Below are 18137 nucleotides of genomic sequence, written 5' to 3'. Positions count from 1 at the left end.
TGGTCTTTTTAATTGTATTTTATTACATATTTTGTACTTCTACCATTTCCAACTGTAACAATCTGGCCGGTATCTTTTAGTTTCTTTAAGTTTCGCTGAATTGTAGTTTGACTATAGCGTGGAATTTTTTCAACTAACTCTGCTCGTGATAAAGGTTTTAAAGCTTGTGATAAAGTTTTCATAATCATTTTATCAGCAGCAAGTTCCTTGTTTTTATTTCTGTGGACTACACCCATTCGATCAATTAATTCTCGATAAGCTTTTACAATAATACCAAGATAATAACTAATAAATGGTGCATAATTATTTTTATTTTCCATCCAGCCCTGTGAACTTTCTGCTAAAACTTCATAATAAGTTTCTTTACTATTTTCAATAATTTTTTCAAGACTAATGTATTTTCCTACTTCAAACCCCAATTGATACATTGTAAGCAACATTAATAATCTTGACATTCTTCCATTTCCATCACGAAATGGGTGAATTGATACAAAATCAAATACTAATGCTGCTGATAACAATAATGGAGACATTAAGTCTTTTTCTACTGCATCATTATAAGCCATGCTTAGTTGTTCGATTAATTCAGGGACTAAAAAGGCTTCCGGTGGATTAAATCTAATTTCTTCATGTCCATCAGCATATTTAGCTATAATCTTATTATTAATGTCTTTAAATTGTCCACCCCAACTATCACCAGAATACTTAAAAAGCTGATTATGCATAGAAAGTATTGTATTTTTGGAAATCGGCATATAACGATAATTTTCATGAATAAGACCCAATACATCCCTATATCCCGCAATTTCTTGTTCATTTCGATTATGTGGTTCTACTTTATCTGACATAATTTTTTCTAATCGCTCATCTGTAGTCCAAATTCCTTCAATCCTATTGGAAGAATCTGTACTTTGAACTTTAGCAACTTCAACTAGCTTTTTTAATTCTTCTCTATAGTCAATTGCATAGCTACTAGTTTCCCCACGAAGTTGATAAATTGTAGTTAACTTATTAACAATGTCATTATTTAACTTCAAATTATTTAACGTTCGATAATTAAACTTTTTCATTCTATCCTCTTTTCTTCGTCACCACTTTTTCTTTCTTAGTCATTTTATACTATTTGACGAAGAAAAACATAAATGACGAAGAAAATGTCAAAGAAAAACAAAAAATAATAAAATAATTTCAATCCTTACATTTTTCTTACTTTTCGTGTACATTGTTTCATCCTGCTTGCTTTTTATAAAGAAGTTCAATAAAATACAGATAGAGTGAGTAAAATGTCTACTTATTCGTTTGTATTTTAAGGAGAAATTTGTATAATGAAGAAAAATGTACGTATGATTAGTGCAGCTGCCGCTGCATTATTAGCAGTTGCTCCTGTAGCAACAAATACTATTGCAACCAATAGTAATATTGTCAATGCTGCTTCAAGTAAAAAAGCCACTAAAGTTACACCTAAGGCAAATGTAACTATTACTGCTGGTACTCAAACTGTTAATATCAAGAGTTCAGTAAAACCTTCAGAAATTAACAAAGATTGGGTACAAAAGAATATCTCTTCCTCAACTGGTAATATCATTTCTGTAAATGATGTTAAGGCTGACGAAACTATTGGTAATTCATTTGAAGGTGGAAAAAATTACAAGTATACCGCAAATGTTGCCATTGGTGGTTTAGATAGTTCAAAGAATACTTATCAAGATGCTTCTGGAAAGACACTTTCAGTAAGCAACAATATCATTACTAGTGTTCCTATTACTTTTACCATCCATGTTTATGATTCAAGTAATACTAGTGTTCCATTCTTTTCATATAATGGACAAAAAGTAACTGGCGGAGTTGTTCCAATTACCAACCCAGTTCAAATTAAGAAGGGTGAAACTCCTGCAGATATTTTAAATACAGCTAAATCAGGTTTAACTGTTTACAATCAAGAAGGTCAATCCTCAACTGGTGATATTTCAACCACTGCTTCACAAGTTCAAGATCAACTTACTAAGCAAGGTGTAACTTTTAAAGATGGTAAAGTTGAAAACATCCCAAGCAGTTTCTTAAATATTACTTTAACTGGTACTAGTTCAATCAATGGTAATACTGTTCAAGTAACTGTTCCATTTGCTGGTTCTACAACAGTAACTAGTGGTGAACCAAAAATTAATATTACTGAAAATGGTGCCGCAACTACTAAGACCATCTTCCAAGTAGCAGCTGGTAGCAACTTTAATCCACTTGACTTTACTACAAGCAACGGTGATTCAGTTAAGTTCTCAGCTCAACAAAGCAACACTAATACTCAAGCTGCTAGTTTAGCTGCTACTTCAAACCCAGTTAACACTTCAGAAGAAGGCCGTTTCTATAACGTAACTTTAACTGCAACTAATAGTAACAATAAAACTTCTAAGCTTACTTACACTATTTTAGTTGTTTCAAATGGTCAACAAGAAGTTTATACTAATGCTGAAACTTACAACATGTATGGTAACAACCCTGTAGCTACTGGTAGCACAATTAATGCTGGTACAAAGGTTTACGTAAGTGATGATACTAGAACTATTAACAATGTATCTTACTCAAAGATTTCAACTCAATCTAAGACTGATGCAAATAACGGTAACACTTGGATCAAGACTTCAACTCTTGTAAAGCCACAAGTTACTGAAAAGACAGAAACTAAGACTGTTATGGTCGAATCTCGTGCTTACGATAAAGATGGTAATTACTTAAACCACAACTTTGAAACTTACTCAGACATTGACATCGTTCCAACTGTTGTTACTATCAAGGGTAAGACTTATTACAAAGTTGGTGATAAGTACAAGGTTGATGGCAAAGACACTTATGTTCGTGTAACTAACATCACTGGTACTAAGCGTACTTTAAAGCACAACGCTTACATTTACTGGTCTTCATACCGTCGCACACCTGGCACTACTAAGTACTACAAGGGTCAAACCATTACAACTTATGGTGCTTCATACAAGTTCAAGAATGGTAAGAGATACTACCGTATTGAAGGTTGCCGCGACAATAACAAGAGATACATTAAGACCGTCAACTTTTATTAATAAAAACTAATTTTTAAAAAGACCTAATTCTGCATCGGCAGGCTTAGGTCTTTTTCTATTGCGCAATATTTTTATAAATTTGAGTAATTCTATTAGACAAATCATTAAAATTACCACCAGTATTAGTTTGAAAAATCACAGCATCTTTCCCATCTTTAGAAATTCGTAAAAATGTAAAATAATTATAACCTGCGCCATTAGCACTAAAGTAAGATCCATTATCATAAAAACCTCCCCGATAGTGCGGTGAATTATTTCCCGTACCATAAATCACAACCCGACTATTATCTGAGAGGAGTTTTTCATCAAGAAGTCCTTCAGTGGCAGTATATAAATTATCGTTTGACATTGCTACACTTCCTGCACCAAGCAAACCATGAATTGCATCCATATCAACAGGCTTAGTGGCTGGAGCAAGCTGAATTCTAGTTCTAGTTGCATTATCATTCCACATAAAACCAGTATAATTTAGCTTCAAAGGATTAGTATACATATTATTAAAAAGCTGCTCATAACTTTGACCTGTTGCTTTTTCTAAAATATGACTGAGCAATGCATAATTAACATCTTGATAATCCCATTGTCCTAGTTTATTTTGATCAAAATTTAAACTTGAAATCAATTTATTAACATTATCATCATCATTTTGATAAGGAGAATTTCCTAGTGCAGATGCTGTCAGACCGCTAGTCATTTCCAGCAAATTCATCACACTTATCTTATCTCCACCGGGGATATTTGGATAAAATTGATTCAATTTAGCATTCAAATCCAACTTATGAGCATCAACCTGCTGCATCACAAGACCTGCAGTAAAAATTTTTTGCGTAGAATTTATCAAATAGGCAGAATTAGGATTATTTGCTGTTGTTAGTTGCCATGCTTTTTTACGATCTTTATAAACGGTAATATTTCCTTTAAAGTTCGATTCTTTAACTGTTTTTTGAATTTGATTAATTTGTTCTTGTGTAAGAATTGGAGCTGTAGCGTTTGGATTAGTCTGCGGTCTAAACGCAATGAATCCTACTATATATGCTACTAGCAATAATCCTATTAAGATTAGAAATTTTTTCTTCATTATATAAGTCCTTGGTTTAATAATTCATAGAACTATTTTACACCCGAATTTATTTCCTAGGAAATGTAATTTTGGTTAGAAAGAACGGTAACCATGCGCCTAATTATTACCAAATCGCCATTTTGGTAATAATAGTCGTCAATTCATGTTATAATTATTGCAAAAATCGCACATTTAGAAAGAAAAACAAAAAAGCCCAAGTTTAACTTGAGCTTTTTCATTATCCTATTCGACTTGTTCCATCTGTGTAATTCAACTTAATACCATCTTGAACATTAAAAATATACACATTAAAGTGAACTCTATTTGAAGAAATAGATTGTCCTTCCATCTCAATACCGCGCGCTAAAAGTTCACTTCCTCTAAAAATAGGCGTTACACGATAGCGAACATAGTTCTTTGAGCTTTCTTTAATATAATCAGCTACTTCATTTTCATAGCGAAGCATATCAGGATCATTCAATTGACGAGTTCCTGTCATCAAATTTTTTAAATTGTTATTCTGACCAGTTAACTGATAACCAATCAAGTGGCAGCGATTGTAAATCCAGCCACTAGCAATCCGCTTATTATGCCACCCCGTGGGATTAACATGCAAAGGTTCACGCTTAGAAGTTGGCATTAACGATTGATTAAGGAGCGCATTGGCTGCAGTAACTCTATTTTGATTATCAAGATTGCCATAACGCTGCCAAGCACCTTGGCTTGTACTTAAGTCACTCTTCGAAAATTCGGGATCATTGTTGTTAACAGTAATTACATTTTGACCAGAGTAAGTTAAATTTGCAAGTTTTGCCTGACTAACTGACTCAACAGCATGAGCACCAGAATATTTTTTAAGTTGCTTTCTTAAGCTTGCAATCTTCTTATCTAAAGATTGAATATGTTTTTCTTTTTTACTATTATCAGCTTCAATTTTTGCTGCCTTTTTTTCATCACTTCTATCATACTTATACTTGGTGATGATTTTATCTTTTGCAAAAACTGGTCCTTCAACAAGCTGCTTATTATATCCAACTAAACCAAAAAGGACCAGACAACTTGAAGCAATTACTAAAAACTTTTTCTTCATTATCTCTTAGCCTTTCGATAACCTGCATTAATTGCATCTTGTTCTGAATCAAAGTAAACCGCATTTGCAGAATTCATTCTGTAGCCAGCTTGATCTGGAGTGTGATAAATGTGGGAATTGACATTTCCAACAATTTTACCGGTTTCGGCAGTATTCATATCGCCTCCGCGACCAGCTCCAGTACCAGAATCAGAATCATTATCAGAATCATCATCTAACTTTTGAGTATCTTCGGCTTCGCGCTTTTGTTTTGCAGCTCTTCTTGCAGCTCTTTGTTCTTCTGATTTTTGCTTTTTTGCTGCTTCCTCAGCTTTTTCTTTTTCCGCTTGTTTTTTTTCTTTTTGCTCTTGCTCTTTTTCTTTTTGTGAATCTAATTCATCTTTGAGCTTTTCATATTCAGCTTCTTTTTTAGCTTCTTCTTTTGCTAAGAGTTTATTTTTAGCTTTAGCACTAGCAAGTTCAGCTTTTCCTACCTTTTTTACAACATAATGAACCCGCGGTCTTGATGCACTTTCAGCACTTTCACTATCATCTGAAATACTGTTCATCCATGTCACAAATAATGCAAAAACAACTACTAATGATCCAATACTTGACCAAGCAATTTGATGTTTTCCACGAAAAACGTACTTCTTAAGCAGATAATATGGAATCAAATAATACCAAAAAAGAATCCAGCGAATAATATTCCAAAATTTTTGCATACTCGCCACCTATCTCAATGACTTACGGTAACCAGCGGCACGTGCTGCAGCTTCAGACTTGAAATAAACTGCATTTCCGCGATTCATGCGATAACTATGTTGGCGATAAACATGATAGATATGTGATTTTCTATTGCCAATAATTACTGGACGAATTGAAGTATAAATCTTGGTGCGATCAACATAATGATGAGTGCGTTTCTTGTGAGTTTTACGTGTACGTCTTCTATGTCTTCTTTTAGCTGCATTTACGACTTGTGCATCATTATGATTAATAGTTTGCTCAATACCAATTACTCCCACTGTCATTGATAAGCTCACCATCAATGCTACCAATAATCTTTTTATTTTCATTTTCTTTTCCTCCCAAAAAATCAATATTACATTTTAAAATTTTACACTTTTTCTTGATTTTATGAAGTGATTTTTCATTAAAAAGACTTTTTTGTTGAATTTTTGAGACAAAAAAATAAGACATACTTGATATGATTATGTCTTACAGTTGTTTATAATAATCTAATCTATAGCATGTTGAGGTAATGATGATAATTCATACCAATTGTTTGGAAAACCTAACAATTCAACAATATTATTAATATTAATTGAAGTAATATGATTTTTTAGTATTTTTCTCATTCGTTGACGCAAGGTATTATTTAACTTTGAAAACTCAGTATCACTAATAAAGCATTGTAAACTAACAAAAGTAGTATAAACACTTTTTAATTCTCTTTGATCAGTTCTCGAAATGCCATATTTATCATGAATAGGAGCAAAATACTTTTCGGCAGATCTACATTTAAAATAAATCAATCGCTTATTATGCGCACAAATATTTCTCAATTCATGAATATTTTTAATAAAAGAAACCATAACAGCTGGTGGAAAATGTTCAGAAAAATTCGGATTATTTTTTTGAATAAATTCAGTCATATCACGCGCAATTTTATTTTGAAGTTGGATAGGACTAATTTTTATTAAATTAAATAAAGTTCCAAAATCTAAAAAATCAATTAACACCCAAATAGGAATTTCACCATAATTATGATAATAGTGATAAATAGAGTTATTATTAAATCGTTTATTTTTATCAATAACTTTTTTTAATTTGGTAATAATATAAGCAATATCTAAGCTATATTCATGATTATAAGAATTTACATCAAGATACGCTTCTGTATTGTTTTGATGCATTTCAGCAAAATGGTATGCAAAACTAGATTTCAAATGATGTTCAGCATCTAAAATTGCCTGAAATAAAGTTTGTTTACATTCTTTATCAAAAAAATAAAGATGACTGACTTCATCAAATGTGGCATTTTCTAAGTATACATTATGACGTTCGAGAAACGGTTTGCTATACCCATTAATAATATTATAGTAATTATTAGAAAGTAAATATTTTTTTGCTTTATCAAGGTTAGGAATTAAAAGACCACGACTTTTTAATATTTGAATCTGTTCTTCAATCGTTTTGAATTCTTTTTGCACAAAAACACCCTCATTTCTAGTAGAAACGAGGGTATTTCCGCAACAGGCTCCGTAGAGTATCTGCCGCTCTTCCTTTACCCTCATTCTACTACAAATCAAATTATAGTCAACTGACAACAGTTAATTATAGTTTATCAGAACCAAATTATTTAAACCATACACATTTACTATTTTTACATAAAAACCACATCTTCTATTAGAAAATGTGGTCTTATTGATTATTAATCTTCTTTATAAGAATAATAACTCCAATCAGTCATTGGACCATAATAGTAATCATGATTCATAGTACTACCATAGTTCACATAGTTTTCGCCATGGATTCCTTGAGCAGCAAATTCATAAGTAGTATCATTTTTTAATTTACTAAATGGAATGGTCACAGTAAGAGTTGAACTTGCTTGTTCACTTACTGCAGATTTAGTTCCTTTTTGTCGCCAAACAACACGATAATAGTCAGCGTTTGCAGCTTCTTTTAGTGAAACTTCTAGTCCTGCACTAGTTTTCTTAATAGACTTGATTTCAGTTTCGGCAGGGATATTATTGTCGGTATCTTCTGACCCAGTTAACTGGAAATTATAGCGTCCATATAAATTAGCTAAATCTATAGTATAAGTACCTTTTGCAAGATACCAAGTAATTTTCTTATTAGTTCGACCATTGATATCAACATAACTTGGAGTTAAAGTCGTACCAATACTTGAAAGACCAGTTGAAATTGAAACACGCATTTTGGTAGTGATATTATGCTTGCTCTTTTGATAAATAGGTGAATTACTAATATCCATCGTTACTTTTTGAGGTTTAGTTAAAGTAAAAGTATAATAATCTGGATTATCATAATTGTACATTAAGGTGAAGCCTTTAATAGCTTGTCCTAATTGAATCTTATTAGCTGTTGATGGTGCATTATTATTGTGTTTTCTTGTTTCACCAAAAGTTTCCAAGTTTTTTCTAATCTTAGTTAGAGCAACAAAATTCATAGAAATCTTAGCAGAACTATCAGCAGTTAAATAATAAGTTCCTTTACGAAGATAATATTCAGTATAGTTTTTGCCAGCGCTATAAGGTTCTAGTGTCCAATTCCAAGTTTTATTATTTTTCAAAGAAACTTGAGTACCATTCTTTACTCGCAAACGTCCAGCTTGCTTAAAGTAAAGTTTATAAGTTTTATCTTTTTGGACTGTTACAGCGGTATCCATTGGCAATTGCGATGTAGTTGCTGCAGATGCATTTTGACTAGCTAATCCTAACACAACTAAGCTAGTCGCTATAAATGTAATAATGCTTTTCTTTTTCATATTATTCTCCTAATATTTTTTATCTTTATTTTACCAAAAAATCTATTATTTCCTAGGAAATAAAAAAGGCACGTTTTCATATTGAAAACATGACCTTATTAATTAAGCTTTTTGAGTTTTTAACATACTGCGATCAGTTGGTTCACCTTTAAGATGTGCACCCTTAATGGTTTTAACAAGCATCTTCTTGTTAACGCTCTTCTTATCGTATACCCAATCACCTTGGTTGGTGGCTTTTTGAACTACTGAAGTCTTATCACCGTTAACTTTAATAATGAATGAAGGAGATAAAGTTGAAATCTTACCTTCTCCAGCAGCCATACCACGGTTAGTCATATAAGCATTAACAAGTAATTCGTTTTTGCTACCTTTTACTGGAACAGCATAGTAAGAATAAGTTGAAGTTCTCCAGTTAAATGGCACACTTGCAACTAATACAGTACCATCTCCATTAAGTGGTTTGTAACCATAATCAAGATGATCTGACACCCAACCAAGCATAGCAACGTTGTCACCGATTTGCTTATCTGCTTCTTGCCATAAATCATCACCAGTACCACGGTTAAGACGAGTAGTAGCAAACAAGTAGTATTTTCCATTTAACGGAACTACATTGGCACGTTCAATTTCGTCAGAAACCATTAAACTAGTAACAAGTGGTGCCATTACTTTAGCAACTTTAGGATTATTTTCATTCTTAGTTAATTCAATAATACCAATAGCTGCATTAGCCCAAGTTCCACGACTTGTCATATCAGCATTAGAAGTAATCTTTAAGAAGTTATTAATTGCTTCTTTACTAGTTCCGCCGTAATTTTGCCAGTTATAAATTTGATCAGCACCTTGATAGTTATGATCACCAGTTGAAGCTTCAAATACTAAATAGCGGCGTCCTTTAACTTCAATAACGTGTGCATCACGCATTGCAATGTTATCGGCACCTTTATTAGTTGACTTCCATTGATCATAAGTTTGGTAATATGCACCATCACCTTCAAAAATCACATGACGATTGCTTCTCTTAGCAATTGTAATCTTGTTTTTCTTCTTATTTACATTCAACTTCAAATTAACAGTTGAAATCTTTTGATGGTTAGTATTTTCAGTAGTGTCTACATCTGTGTAAAATAATTGAATTGTACCATTTTTATTAACAGTAGCTGAACCTGACCACTCTTGATGCTTTGGAGTAGCTTTGTAGCCAAAAATTGCTCCAGCTGTCTTCCAGTGACTGAAGTTGTTATCATTGTACTTATTGTATAACAAATAAATGTGAGCATCGTTTTGCTTTGGAATACCCATCATGGCAATCATTAATTGGTAACCCTTATAATTAGCTACCCTCATAGTCTTAGCGTCTTGAACTGGCCAAGCATCCCAAATTTCAAGTGTTTCAACTTTTCCAGTTTGAGCATCACGAGTTCTAAGAGCTGGCATATTCTTCATAAGCTTCGCATTGAAGTAAGGAACACGGTACTTCTTGTTTTGCTTAAGCATCTTATTAGCAACACCAGCGTATTGTGCATAAGTCCACTTAGTGCTATTGTCTGGATTGCTTCCTTTGAAATCAATCTTATTAATTTGTTCAATTTGATCCTTAGTTAAAGAACTAAGACTAATTTCAGCATCAGCTAATACTTCTAAAGCTGAACTACTTAACTTGATTTTAGGCTCTTCTTTTTTATCTGTTTGAGTATCAGAACTAGTTGAAGTTGATGGTACTAAGTTAACCTTGTCACCATTACTATGCACAGTATCTGGTAAAACCACATTACCTACAGTAGGTTCATTAGCTGGTTGAACATCAATATCAACTTCTACATCATTCTTGTCAGTTTGAGCTGTATTATTATTCAAATCTTGAGTGGTGGTATCAGTCTTTGAATCTTCCTTAGTTGGTGTGATTTCTTTAGTAGTTTTAGTAGTTTTAGTAGCTTCAGTTGCAGTAGTATTAGTTGCAGCTTTATCAGTATTCACTGTAGCTTTAGGATTTACTGTAGTAGTTTTATTAGTTTCAGTCTTAGATTCCTTATTTGTAGTGGTTTGAGTGGGTGTTCTTACTCCCTCATTTTGCTTTTGAGTAGCTACATTATTAGTGGTGGTCTTAGAATCAGCAACAGTTTTTTGAGTTTCTTTATTATTTTGATTATTAGTTTGAACAACATCTGCACCCTTAACAGTATCAGCATGAACTGTTTGGCTAGTGCTATTATTGAACAACGCTAATAACGCAGCTGTTGAGATGAATGTTAACAGTGATGACTTCTTATTAATAATCATATTTTCCTCCTAATGACAATACTTTGTATTATAACATGGATATATAGAAAATAAAGATTGAATACGGTATCTTTTATTAGAAAATTAAAAGCTAAATAAGATTTTCAATAATACAATCCTAAAATAGTTTAATTTTATAACTTTAAATTAGCATTTTTTATTTGTCTACGAATATTTAAGTAAATACTTAACCAAATAATTAGATAACTAACCCAATATATAATAGTAAAAATTAAAACTTCAACAAAAGTAAATTTAATCCACTTATTAATAAGATAGACAAAAATCAAAGTGAAATAAATTAGTAGAGATTGAATTAAAGTAGCTTTACCTAGAGATAATTTTTCTATTCGAAATATTGTCATGCTACTTCCTTGAACAAAAGTAATAATTAAAGCAGAAATAATCGCTAGATTTACTTCATCAACCGTTAAAACACTAATTACATGATTTATTTTTAGAAAAAAATACACTGTAGTTAAAATAATTGGACCAAAGCCCATCCCCATCAGACCATTTATAAAAAAGTGTTTCCAAAAGTTTTTCATTTTTGAAGCTCCTTTCTAATTTTTCTAAAACACCGCCGAGAAACATAATCACTAACTCCATTTTTTAAAACCACATTGATTCCAGCTCCATGATTTACAGTAAACTTTTTGATTTCAAAGCGATTAATAATACTTGATTTATTAATTTTCCAAAAGAAATTTGGTAATTTTTCTGCCACTTGATAAAGACGTTCTTTTAAAAGTAATTTTTCTTGATTAACAGTCAAAGCATAAATTCTATTTTCAATAATAGTAACTAATGCAATTTCGTTAAAATATAGATTAATCAAATTACCCTCTTTATCAAAAGCGATAATTGATTGGATATTATCACTATTTTGAACAAATCTTTTTAGCTGATCACTAAATAAGCTTTCATGATGTAATTGTGCATGTACAAATTCTTCTTTATCAGAATTAATTGATAGTTTAAACTTCATTTTTTCTCCTTTCGTAATTAAGTATATTAAATTTATAAAAGAAATAATAATTTATCTAGTTAACGGTATATTTTAAGCAATAATCGGTTAAAAAATAGCGCTAAAACTTATCTAAAAGCTTTAGCGCTGGTATATTTTTTTAATTCTTTTATTTATTATTTCAATCTTGTATTATTCATTGCTAAGATACTTTATACAGAAGTGCCTCTTATAATTTCACAAAAGTTTACTCTATATGTCGCCACTTGTGTAGTATTTTGTTGGCATAATATAATTGTTCCTTTAGTATAAAAATAAGGAGCTACACCTTAGCGTAGCTCCTTACCATTGCAACTACTCTTAATAAAGAATAGAAGCGGCTGTTGCCATATTTTCTATAATTAGTTTAACAAGCAAATTGGAAAAAAGCAATGTTTTTCATTATCGATTCCAATAAATCATATAGATTTTCTTTAATCCCGTGAAAAAACCTTCAAATACTGTATCGTCATACCATTCTTTTTCTCTATCTATCCTTTTTAACAAATTTTCAAATTCATCTTTACGATAAGAATTAGAAATAGAACTGCATAATTTTTTATGCATTCGTATTACTAACATTATTTGTAATAATGCTTCTGTTTTTATATCTTCCTTATCGAACCTATCACTTCTAAGAGTACTAAATAACACATGAGGTACACGTAAGTTATGAGTATAGTAAATTCTACCAGTTATAATTTTTCGATTATGAGCACAATAATTTCGAAGTTTATTTATATATTTAAAGCAATACTTTATCTGAGCTAAATCATGATTATTAGGACGCTCTTCACTTAAATATTCAACAAAAGATCTTAATTTTCCAAAACTACATACTTCCATTACAGTCCAAATCGGTGGATTATCAAATACTTCTTTATATTCTGGTTGAACTTGAAACTCACCATTTTCATCAATATAACTAACACTTGAAAATAATTTTTGCTTAAATTCAACTGGATTCTCGTCTCTTGATAAAACTTTCTGAACAATGTGATATCCATCTTCTTCTGGATTATTGGTAATAATTCTAAGTATATATGCTCTTATCCAATGTTCAACATCCAAGCAAACTCTCAATAAGAAATATCTCAATTCCATATCTATGCTAGCAATATCAACTAATTGCTCAAAAGTAGTTATCTCAATATTTTCATCACAATTAAACGACTTAATAAAACCTATAATCTTATAAAAATAAGTCTTATATTTTAAATATTCTCCACATTCACTTTCATTTTGAATCTTAACATTATGATTCTTTAGCCATTCAATTTGTTCATCAAAGGATAATTTTTTATCATTCATATTGTCACCAAAAACTTATTAAAGCATACTAATCATCTTGTTTACTAAGTTACATAACTTAATTTATAATTTTTTACCCAAATTAGTATTATTTAAATTTAAAACTTATGCTCTTTTAAAACTATTTATATCATACTATTTTTAAAATCCAAAAATCATTCCTAAATAATAACCATTACTAGTTATATCAGAATGCAACTTTTCACTAAAATGAACAGGTTTAAGATGATTCTTTATATCTAATTTTTCATAATCAATTATCAAAAATAAAAAAGTTTCAGCAAGTTGTTGTACTAACTTTTGAACCAGATCCACATTATCACTTGTTACATATTTATTTCTACGAATTTTATTTGCTACATTTCTTAGACTACCTTTTAATCTTCGATAATTTTCTTTCTCACGCCCATTAGAATATAAGTATTCCGGAATATAATATTGAAAAATATCCCATAGATTTAAAATTAATTCAGCATGATAAGCAATTGCTTGTTCTCTCGCTCTATTTTGGTATCCCTTTTCATAAAGACTCTCTTTATCGAGTAAAATAAAATCTTTTTTCTCTATTGATTCGGGAATACCATTTGTAATAAATTCTTGAGGAACATTTAAAACATTAGCAATATCACTAAGTTCAATTGCCGTTAATTCACGTTCTCCCCGTTCACATTTACCAATTATTTGATACGATACACCTATTTTATCGCCTAATTTAGCTTGAGTTAGATGCTTTACTTTTCTAATCATTGCAATTCTTTTACCAATCTCATTATTTAAATCAGTCATAATAACCTCACTCCTTATAACAATATTTTAAAAAGATAATTACTTAAAATAAATACTCAATTTATACTAAAGTCGATACATTTCTATTAAGATAAAATTTAAAAACAATCTAAAATCAATATCTTTTTTACCGTTTTTCCCCTTTTTACGTAATTTTTATATGTTTAAAAACCTATATTTTAGCCTTTTTATTAATATTTTACCTACTAATCATTATGCTATAAACGTTACAAGGAAGACTATAAATTATATAAAACAAAAAAGCCTTAAGCCATCACAGCTCAAGACTTTCCTAATGAATGGATATTTGCTTTTTAACTTTTATTCTCCCATAACCAATACATGACATGTACGATTACGGTCACGATTCTGGTCCTAATCCACAAAATAAATATAACCAACTGAACCAGTCAACATCTCACCATCTTTAATAGCAAAAGTTTGATTACCTCCAAACAGAGAACCTCTAATATGTGCATCCCCATTCAAGATAGTCCCCGGATCTGCTGGATAATCTGGATTTTCTTTAGCAAGTTTTTGCAAAAACTCTATGTGCTTAGGACCTGGGTAACGATAATTTGTATTTTCAGATAATTCACGAGGGACCAAATTATCTAAAATATTATTCAAATCAACTTGTAAAAATTCATCCCCATTAAAATCTTTATCATGAACAAATTCTTCAAACAACACCGAACATGTAGTATGTGAAGTTTGTACTAAAACCAAACCATTTTTAACTTCAGATTTTTTAACAATTTCCTTAACTTTATCAGTAATATTGTCATAAGTTATTCGTGAAGTTGTTTTTACTTTAATATCTTCTTGATAAATTTTCATAGTTTGCCTTCTTATTTAAATTTAACTAAAGCTGACATCATTTCTGAAATTTTATCTTTCCAACTTGGTGCTTTAATAATTCCACTGGTACCACCAGTACCATCAGCTCCAAGCTTCATAATTTTTTCAACATCGTCACCGGTACTTACACCTGCGGCTTGCATAATTAAAATATTAGGATTTACTTCTCTTACAGCTTCAGTTGTAGTACGAATATAATCTTCATTACTACTATTACCTGTCCCAATTAAACTATCTGGTTCACAAATCATTACATCAGGATTAAGCTCAGCAATTGCACGACATTGTTCTACTGTATCTGAACAAGTAATAGTAAGTAATCCAACTTCTTTAGCCCTTTTAATTGTCATATCAAGTTCAGCTATGGTCAAAGGCTTTTCGGCATGATTTAATACAACCGCTTGGATTCCCTGATTAACTAATGCTTCAGGAAGAACATGTCCCATGCCTCTACCCGGCGTTAAAAAATCCATATGTTGAGCAGTAATAATTAAATTTTTAGTTTCTTTTGCAATTTCAGGTAAATCTACTAATTGACCGGTAAAAATGCAATCAATATCGTACTTTTTAGCTAATTTATCAGAAATTTTAGCTAATTTTATAGCTTTATCGCCATATAAATATGATTTAGGATTAACAATGAAAAACGGTTTTCTAATCTTCATATTATTTCTCCTAACTAAACTTGGTAAACATACTTATTAGTTTCAAACACATCATAATAATGTTTACTTAAATCTTCGATAGCTTTTCTTTGAGCAGCAGCCATCTCTGGCTCAGTTGTAAAAGTCTTCTTTTGAGTTGCATGAAGTGAGGCCATAGCTAAATCTGTATAAATATTGACCTTAGTTATTCCTAATTCTGCAGCTTTTCGTAAGTTTTCATTCCCTGAAGATGAACCTCCGTGTAATACTAAAGGAATACTTAATGCATTTCTCAGTTCAGCTAATCTATCAAAGTTTAACTTAGGAGTTCCAGTTTTATAAACACCATGAGAAGTACCAATTGATATGGCAAGAGAATCAACTTGGGTTCTTTGAGCAAATTCTTTAGCAGCATCAACTTCAGTATATTTACTGTCATCTTCAGTTGAATTAGTTCCAACATGTCCAATCTCTGCTTCAACTACCACTCCACGTGCATGTGCATATTCAACTATTTCTTGGGTAATAGCTACATTAGTATCAAAATCTTTATCAGAAGCATCAATCATTACAGAAGTAAATCCTTCATCAACTCCTTTTTTAACTAATTCAGGAGTTACACCATGATCAAGGTGTAAAATCACAGGTACTTTTGCTTTTGAGCCAAAGTATTTTCCAAGTACTAACGCATCTTCCATACCAATCTCTGGAGAATGCTTTTCAGCCCAAGCCAAAATTACCGGTAATTTTAGCTCTTCTGCAGCCTTAATTTCAGCTCTGATTGAATTACTATCCCAATAATTAAAATGTGGGAATGCATAATGATTTTTTCTAGCATCTTCTAAATAATCTTTAGATGAAACTAACATTTTTATGCCTCAATTTCTTCCTTGATCTTATCATAAACGTTGCTTGCACCAACACCAGTTAAAAGTGGAACCCCATTGATAACCTTATCCTTAACATTGTCTGGGACAAGAGTTGTGGAAACAATTACATCATAATCATCTAAGTGATTTACTTCTTCAGCAACCTTACTTTGGTATAAAGTAACTTTTTTATCTAAACCTTGATCTGATAACCATGCTTTTAATTTTCCCATTACAACTGTTGATGTAGCAACACCACTACCACACATAACCATTAACTTTTTCATAATAAATTCTTCTTTCTATAAACTTATGCTTCTGATTTTTCTGGAGTTTGCTTAGAATCACGATTCTTAAGCCAAATAAGACAACCAAGAGCAATCACAAATAATACAAACATACCGATCCAATGGAACTTTTCACCAGTCATTAAGTAAATAAAGTTAGTCCATAAACCACCATCACTAAGAACAGAGATTGAACTATAACCTTGCATGTTGAAGTGTGCAAGCTTAGCTAATTTGGTAATAACTGGAGCAGCCCAAGTGGCAACATACAAACTAACCACAATATCAACTGCACCAGCAATAATCGTCTTCAAGATATCACCATCAAATACTGCGGCAAACAATGCGAAGAAATATGGTAAAGTTGCTAAGTCCATAAATGGTAATACTTGGTTACCAGGCAAAATAACTGCTAAAAACAGAGTTATTGGAACTAAGATAAGTGAGGCAGAAAGAACACTTTCTTGTCCGATAGCTAAGGCTGAATCCATACCAATGTATAACTTCTTACCTGGAAAGTGCTTTTGAACCATACTGTTTGCAGCATCAGAGATTGGAGTCAAACCTTCCATTAAAAGTGATACCATTCTAGGCATAAGCATCATTACTGCGGCCATATTTACCGATAATTGTAAAATCTTTCCTAGTTCCATATGAGCAAGAAGTCCAATTACAAATCCAATAATTGCACCCATAACAGTAATATCACCAAAGACCCCTAATTTATTTTGAACTGTTTCTGCATTAACATGAACTTTATTAAAACCAGGAATTCTATCAAAAACCCATTTAAATGGCAACGCAAATACATAACCTGGAGCTGATAACCCATGTGGGAATGAAATGCCATCAAGACCATAGTATTCTTGAACTTTCGGTGCACTTAAATCTGCAAAGAAATAAATGAACATCGTTACTACAACCATCGAAAAAATTCCAAGCCACATATCATTGGTTAAAAGATAAATAATTGAACCAGCAAATGCTACGTGCCAATAATTCCAAAGGTCAACATCAACAGTTCTAGTTAACCCTAAAGCCAATAAAATCAAGTTGGTTACAATTCCAATTGGAATTGCCATCACACCTAATGCAGTTCCATAAGCAATAGCTGAAGCAGCTGGCCAACCAATATCAATTGTTCGCAAATGTAAATGATAATTTGCAATCATCATCTTAGTAGCCGGCCCTAATTGGTCACCAAGTAATCCAATAACTAAATTCAATCCTACAAAACCAACACCAACAGTTAACCCGGCTTTAAAAGCTTTGCCTGGTTTAATCTTTAAGCATAAACCAAAAACAAAAAGTAAAATAGGTAGAAATACACTTGCACCCAAATTAATAATCCATTGAACTACTCCCATTTTTATTTC

The 18137-nt window shown here is 31.5% G+C and carries 18 protein-coding genes; 1 reads left to right on the top strand and 17 read right to left on the bottom strand.

Annotated elements, in window-relative coordinates; all coding sequences use genetic code 11:
• Positions 1 to 8 precede the first annotated feature (8 nt).
• Positions 9 to 1070, bottom strand: a complete 1062-nt coding sequence (locus FOD82_RS01125) for a Fic family protein (RefSeq protein ID WP_144354677.1) — start codon at positions 1068 to 1070, stop codon at positions 9 to 11.
• Positions 1071 to 1325: 255 nt separating this feature from the next.
• Between FOD82_RS01125 and FOD82_RS01120 the strand changes: the two genes are divergently transcribed.
• Positions 1326 to 3071: an SLAP domain-containing protein gene (locus FOD82_RS01120; protein ID WP_242450189.1), complete on the top strand. Its 1746-nt coding sequence runs from the start codon at positions 1326 to 1328 to the stop codon at positions 3069 to 3071.
• Between the two features lie 55 nt (positions 3072 to 3126).
• On the opposite strand, the gene FOD82_RS01115 is transcribed toward FOD82_RS01120, so the two are convergent.
• The 16 genes from FOD82_RS01115 to FOD82_RS01040 all read right to left on the bottom strand — a co-directional run bounded on the left by FOD82_RS01115 (position 3127) and on the right by FOD82_RS01040 (position 18128).
• Complete coding sequence (locus FOD82_RS01115; RefSeq protein ID WP_144354676.1) at positions 3127 to 4149, bottom strand: serine hydrolase domain-containing protein; 1023 nt, start codon at positions 4147 to 4149, stop codon at positions 3127 to 3129.
• Positions 4150 to 4369: 220 nt separating this feature from the next.
• Positions 4370 to 5224 carry a DNA/RNA non-specific endonuclease gene (locus tag FOD82_RS01110; protein WP_242450212.1) on the bottom strand — a complete coding sequence of 285 codons (855 nt, stop codon included), beginning with the start codon at positions 5222 to 5224 and terminating at the stop codon, positions 4370 to 4372.
• Positions 5221 to 5925 carry a hypothetical protein gene (locus FOD82_RS01105; protein WP_144354674.1) on the bottom strand — a complete coding sequence of 235 codons (705 nt, stop codon included), beginning with the start codon at positions 5923 to 5925 and terminating at the stop codon, positions 5221 to 5223. The genes FOD82_RS01110 and FOD82_RS01105 overlap by 4 nt, the downstream gene beginning before the upstream one ends.
• A 9-nt stretch (positions 5926 to 5934) precedes the next feature.
• A complete protein-coding gene (locus tag FOD82_RS01100; protein ID WP_144354673.1) occupies positions 5935 to 6279 on the bottom strand; it encodes a hypothetical protein in 345 nt (114 codons plus the stop codon).
• 162 nt (positions 6280 to 6441) lie between these two features.
• Positions 6442 to 7416, bottom strand: a complete 975-nt coding sequence (locus tag FOD82_RS01095; RefSeq protein ID WP_242450188.1) for an Abi family protein — start codon at positions 7414 to 7416, stop codon at positions 6442 to 6444.
• A 221-nt stretch (positions 7417 to 7637) separates the two neighbouring features.
• A complete protein-coding gene (locus FOD82_RS01090) occupies positions 7638 to 8717 on the bottom strand; it encodes a fibronectin type III domain-containing protein (protein WP_144354671.1) in 1080 nt (359 codons plus the stop codon).
• A 102-nt stretch (positions 8718 to 8819) separates the two neighbouring features.
• The gene (locus FOD82_RS01085; protein WP_144354670.1) at positions 8820 to 10997 is read right to left on the bottom strand and encodes a glycoside hydrolase family 68 protein; all 2178 of its coding nucleotides are present in this window, start codon (positions 10995 to 10997) and stop codon (positions 8820 to 8822) included.
• Between the two features lie 134 nt (positions 10998 to 11131).
• Positions 11132 to 11545, bottom strand: coding sequence for a DUF3021 domain-containing protein (locus FOD82_RS01080; protein WP_144354669.1), 414 nt, complete (start codon positions 11543 to 11545; stop codon positions 11132 to 11134).
• Positions 11542 to 11985, bottom strand: coding sequence for a LytTR family DNA-binding domain-containing protein (locus FOD82_RS01075; protein ID WP_144354668.1), 444 nt, complete (start codon positions 11983 to 11985; stop codon positions 11542 to 11544). The genes FOD82_RS01080 and FOD82_RS01075 overlap by 4 nt, the downstream gene beginning before the upstream one ends.
• A 420-nt stretch (positions 11986 to 12405) precedes the next feature.
• Positions 12406 to 13314 (bottom strand): Abi family protein, encoded by a 909-nt coding sequence (locus tag FOD82_RS01070; protein WP_144354667.1) that lies wholly within the window; start codon positions 13312 to 13314, stop codon positions 12406 to 12408.
• Between the two features lie 141 nt (positions 13315 to 13455).
• Complete coding sequence (locus FOD82_RS01065) at positions 13456 to 14100, bottom strand: helix-turn-helix transcriptional regulator (RefSeq protein ID WP_144354666.1); 645 nt, start codon at positions 14098 to 14100, stop codon at positions 13456 to 13458.
• Positions 14101 to 14475: 375 nt separating this feature from the next.
• The gene (locus tag FOD82_RS01060; RefSeq protein WP_144354665.1) at positions 14476 to 14940 is read right to left on the bottom strand and encodes a YjbQ family protein; all 465 of its coding nucleotides are present in this window, start codon (positions 14938 to 14940) and stop codon (positions 14476 to 14478) included.
• A gap of 11 nt (positions 14941 to 14951) precedes the next feature.
• On the bottom strand, positions 14952 to 15626 hold the full coding sequence (locus FOD82_RS01055; RefSeq protein WP_144354664.1) for a triose-phosphate isomerase: 675 nt from the start codon (positions 15624 to 15626) through the stop codon (positions 14952 to 14954).
• A 14-nt stretch (positions 15627 to 15640) separates the two neighbouring features.
• Positions 15641 to 16474, bottom strand: a complete 834-nt coding sequence (locus FOD82_RS01050) for a class II fructose-bisphosphate aldolase (protein WP_144354663.1) — start codon at positions 16472 to 16474, stop codon at positions 15641 to 15643.
• Between the two features lie 2 nt (positions 16475 to 16476).
• Positions 16477 to 16761 (bottom strand): PTS sugar transporter subunit IIB, encoded by a 285-nt coding sequence (locus tag FOD82_RS01045; RefSeq protein WP_186277697.1) that lies wholly within the window; start codon positions 16759 to 16761, stop codon positions 16477 to 16479.
• Between the two features lie 23 nt (positions 16762 to 16784).
• Positions 16785 to 18128, bottom strand: coding sequence for a PTS transporter subunit IIC (locus tag FOD82_RS01040; protein WP_144354661.1), 1344 nt, complete (start codon positions 18126 to 18128; stop codon positions 16785 to 16787).
• Between the last annotated feature and the right edge of the window lie 9 nt (positions 18129 to 18137).

Origin of the sequence: Lactobacillus sp. LL6 (assembly GCF_007570935.1) — a bacterium.
Taxonomy (GTDB): domain Bacteria; phylum Bacillota; class Bacilli; order Lactobacillales; family Lactobacillaceae; genus Lactobacillus.
Note: the sequence above shows the minus strand (reverse complement) of the source record. Positions and strands in the feature narration are given on the sequence as shown.

Excerpts from the sequence above, each read along its gene's own strand:
- FOD82_RS01125 (WP_144354677.1), bottom strand. The coding sequence starts at position 1,070 with ATGAAAAAGTTTAATTATCGAACGTTAAATAATTTGAAGTTAAATAAT.
- FOD82_RS01120 (WP_242450189.1), top strand. The coding sequence starts at position 1,326 with ATGAAGAAAAATGTACGTATGATTAGTGCAGCTGCCGCTGCATTATTA.
- FOD82_RS01115 (WP_144354676.1), bottom strand. The coding sequence starts at position 4,149 with ATGAAGAAAAAATTTCTAATCTTAATAGGATTATTGCTAGTAGCATAT.
- FOD82_RS01105 (WP_144354674.1), bottom strand. The coding sequence starts at position 5,925 with ATGCAAAAATTTTGGAATATTATTCGCTGGATTCTTTTTTGGTATTAT.
- FOD82_RS01100 (WP_144354673.1), bottom strand. The coding sequence starts at position 6,279 with ATGAAAATAAAAAGATTATTGGTAGCATTGATGGTGAGCTTATCAATG.
- FOD82_RS01090 (WP_144354671.1), bottom strand. The coding sequence starts at position 8,717 with ATGAAAAAGAAAAGCATTATTACATTTATAGCGACTAGCTTAGTTGTG.
- FOD82_RS01085 (WP_144354670.1), bottom strand. The coding sequence starts at position 10,997 with ATGATTATTAATAAGAAGTCATCACTGTTAACATTCATCTCAACAGCT.
- FOD82_RS01080 (WP_144354669.1), bottom strand. The coding sequence starts at position 11,545 with ATGAAAAACTTTTGGAAACACTTTTTTATAAATGGTCTGATGGGGATG.
- FOD82_RS01075 (WP_144354668.1), bottom strand. The coding sequence starts at position 11,985 with ATGAAGTTTAAACTATCAATTAATTCTGATAAAGAAGAATTTGTACAT.
- FOD82_RS01070 (WP_144354667.1), bottom strand. The coding sequence starts at position 13,314 with ATGAATGATAAAAAATTATCCTTTGATGAACAAATTGAATGGCTAAAG.
- FOD82_RS01065 (WP_144354666.1), bottom strand. The coding sequence starts at position 14,100 with ATGACTGATTTAAATAATGAGATTGGTAAAAGAATTGCAATGATTAGA.
- FOD82_RS01060 (WP_144354665.1), bottom strand. The coding sequence starts at position 14,940 with ATGAAAATTTATCAAGAAGATATTAAAGTAAAAACAACTTCACGAATA.
- FOD82_RS01055 (WP_144354664.1), bottom strand. The coding sequence starts at position 15,626 with ATGAAGATTAGAAAACCGTTTTTCATTGTTAATCCTAAATCATATTTA.
- FOD82_RS01050 (WP_144354663.1), bottom strand. The coding sequence starts at position 16,474 with ATGTTAGTTTCATCTAAAGATTATTTAGAAGATGCTAGAAAAAATCAT.
- FOD82_RS01045 (WP_186277697.1), bottom strand. The coding sequence starts at position 16,761 with ATGAAAAAGTTAATGGTTATGTGTGGTAGTGGTGTTGCTACATCAACA.
- FOD82_RS01040 (WP_144354661.1), bottom strand. The coding sequence starts at position 18,128 with ATGGGAGTAGTTCAATGGATTATTAATTTGGGTGCAAGTGTATTTCTA.